At 67.3% G+C, this 1,360-nt stretch carries 1 pseudogene; it reads right to left on the bottom strand.

Features of this window, described 5'->3' with window-relative positions:
• Positions 1-1,035, bottom strand: a pseudogene (locus tag IDM40_RS27730) (HNH endonuclease signature motif containing protein); the annotation flags it as partial.
• Positions 1,036-1,360: the final 325 nt, after the last annotated feature.

The following is a 1,360-nucleotide window of genomic DNA, read 5'->3' as shown; positions in this document are numbered from 1 at the left end:
AGCGTCGGCGGCGGCACCTGCGGTGCCGGTGCCGGTGCCGTTGTCGTTGGTGGTGTCGCCAGCGGCGCCACCCGCGTTGGCGTTGGCGTTGGCGTTGGCGTTGGCGTTGGTGTCGGTGGTGGTGTGGCCGTGGTGGCCGTGTGCGAACCCGGCCGCGGAGATCAGGGCGTCATAGGTGCGCGCGTAGCGCGAGGTCACCGACTCACCCGCAGGGATCAGGCCGAGGTCGGCACCGGTGGTGCCGGTGCCGCCCGAGGCGGCGGCGCCCTCGGCACCACCAGGCGTCTTCTCGGTCGTGCCGTAGGGGGCGGTGAACGAGGCCAGCGCGGCCTTGAGACGCTCACCGTCAGAAGCAGGGCCCCAGGCCTGGAACGTGAAACCAGCGAACGAGGTCTGCAGGCGCGCCCCGCGCTCAGCGAAAGCCGCCTCTTCGTTCTTCTCCGCCCGGTTGGGGTTGTAGGTCAGCCCCAGGGCGTGGGCGGTGCGGTCCAGGGTCTGCACCGAGGTGGCCGGCTTGACCCGCTTGAGGTTGGCCAACCCGTGGTCGAGCTTGGCCCGGTACAGCTCCTCATCCGGGTCCTCACCCACATCGCGCTGTTCGACCTGGCGCTTGACCCCCGAAGCGATCGCAGCCGCCTCCCCGACGGTCAGAGCGCCGTCCCCGATCGCAGCCGCGGTCTCGGGCAGAGTCTGCTCGTGCAGGCTCTGCGCCAATTCCATCAACCGCTTCGCCTCGTTGGAACCGATGCCCCAGGCGTGGGTCAGATAGGCCTTCAACGATTTCTGCCCACCCGCCTCCAACAATTCACCCGAGGCCTCCATCTGCGCGAGCGGGACCAGCATCGCGAAAGTGAGCTGGTCCATCTGCTCACGCACCGCCTTGATGCGCTCCAGCGCCGTTTCGGCCGTGCCGAAAGGCACGCCACCGGCCAAAGTCGTGATGAAGGCCTGCACCGCTGCCACCAGCGCAGCCACGGCCGGATCCGGGGCGGTGCCCGGGCCCGTGTTCGCGGTGTCAGCGGTGTTGTTCTCCATGGTTCTACAATACGCACCAGGCCCAGAAATGGGTAGTTGCCAAAAGGGGACAGAACCCTTACCTATTACGGCCACCCGGCCGCCCGCCACCCCTATTTACGGGCGCCCCTATTCACTTACAAAATGGTCCTGTGGATAACTCCACGGGGCCATTTTTATCGGATATTCTGAAGCGGGGGAAGGTACGTCCACAAACCCGCTGGTTAGTTGGAGAATCTCGAGTCGCGGTGCACCTCGGTGCGCGCCCTCGCCACCGAAGCCCGGCCGCCGCTGCGGTGCTTGGAGCATCTCCAGATCCGCGGACGTCCCCGTCTTCGGCGGTCGC

The sequence above is a fragment of the Nocardiopsis coralli genome, from assembly GCF_014892575.1.
Lineage (GTDB): Bacteria > Actinomycetota > Actinomycetes > Streptosporangiales > Streptosporangiaceae > Nocardiopsis > Nocardiopsis coralli.
The sequence above is the reverse complement of the archived record's forward strand: the minus strand, read 5'-3'. Positions and strand labels throughout refer to the sequence as shown.